The organism is Streptosporangium carneum (assembly GCF_027922005.1).
Classification (GTDB): Bacteria; Actinomycetota; Actinomycetes; order Streptosporangiales; family Streptosporangiaceae; genus Streptosporangium; species Streptosporangium carneum.
The window spans coordinates 1-1,027 of the sequence record NZ_BSEV01000077.1 but is presented as its reverse complement, the minus strand read 5'-3'; the positions used below and the strand labels follow the sequence as shown (position 1 = coordinate 1,027).

General features: G+C 51.8%; 1 protein-coding gene and 1 pseudogene. Both read right to left on the bottom strand.

The features are described 5' to 3' along the window. Positions 1 to 191 precede the first annotated feature (191 nt). Positions 192 to 509: a DMT family transporter gene (locus PKF00_RS43880; protein WP_271187914.1), complete on the bottom strand. Its 318-nt coding sequence runs from the start codon at positions 507 to 509 to the stop codon at positions 192 to 194. A 213-nt stretch (positions 510 to 722) separates the two neighbouring features. Next, positions 723 to 1,027: pseudogene (locus PKF00_RS43875) on the bottom strand (hypothetical protein); the annotation flags it as partial.

Genomic DNA, 1,027 nt, shown 5'->3' with positions numbered 1-1,027 from the left:
AGCCGGTCACCGGATTCAAGAGAATTATATCTCCACTATCATCAAAACCTTGAAGGTCGCGATGGAACAAATCTTTATCCAGTAGGCGTCCCTATGAACCGGTTGTGAATCGACGCGATCAGCATCTTTCATCATACTTAACCAATCAACCACACAATTAGTTCGGGCAGCCACGTCGAAGCCATTCTTGTTCAAGAATTAGAGAGTTTTATTAAAATCAATCCCAAAACAATAAACAATACTGCTGCAAGCTTAGTCATATTAATTGTCTCACCCAAAAAGATGACCCCAACAATAAACGCCCCCAATGCCCCTATGCCTGTCCAAATAGGATAAGCAGTTCCTAGAGGAATAGTCCTCATAGCAGCAGAAAGAAGCCAGAAGCTCGCCAACATGGCAGAAACCTTGATGAGTGAAGGCGTCAACCGACTAAAGCCAAGCGACTGCTTCATCGCGATCGCCCAAACGATCTCCAGCACTCCAGCTGCAGCAAGCATAAACCATGACATTGGCCTCTCCCAAAAAATCTGGGCCAGGCCGTCCTGGTCAAGCTAATCCCCAAAAAGGGGGGAGGTCGTCCTCCTCATCACCAATATAATCGAAAAAGAGGGGCTGTCAATACGCCTTACGCTTACTTCGCCGCTTTTGCCAAGACCTGCCAATGGGCGTCGTCAAGAGTACGAAACGATCTCAAAGTCGGCGTTGCATGCCCACAAGGGCAATCACGTTGACCGGGTGGCGTGGAAAAGCCGAGCCGCAGAGACTTTCAGGAACAGGCTGGGGCGTTCGACGAAATGCCAGGACGCCGCGGCGATCGGCATCGTGACAACGAGTGCTGCGAGCCCTGTTTCAAACGCGCCTGCCCCGGGTTTCATCACTAGGACGGCCTGCATTACAGGATAGTGCCAGATGTAAACACCGTAGGACCAGTCCGGCATCCGGTGCCAGGTTGGCAAGCAGCCGAGCCGCGCGAAGGCGATCCAGAACAGACCGGTCGCCAACGCCAGATTGAGGAAAGGCTCGGCCA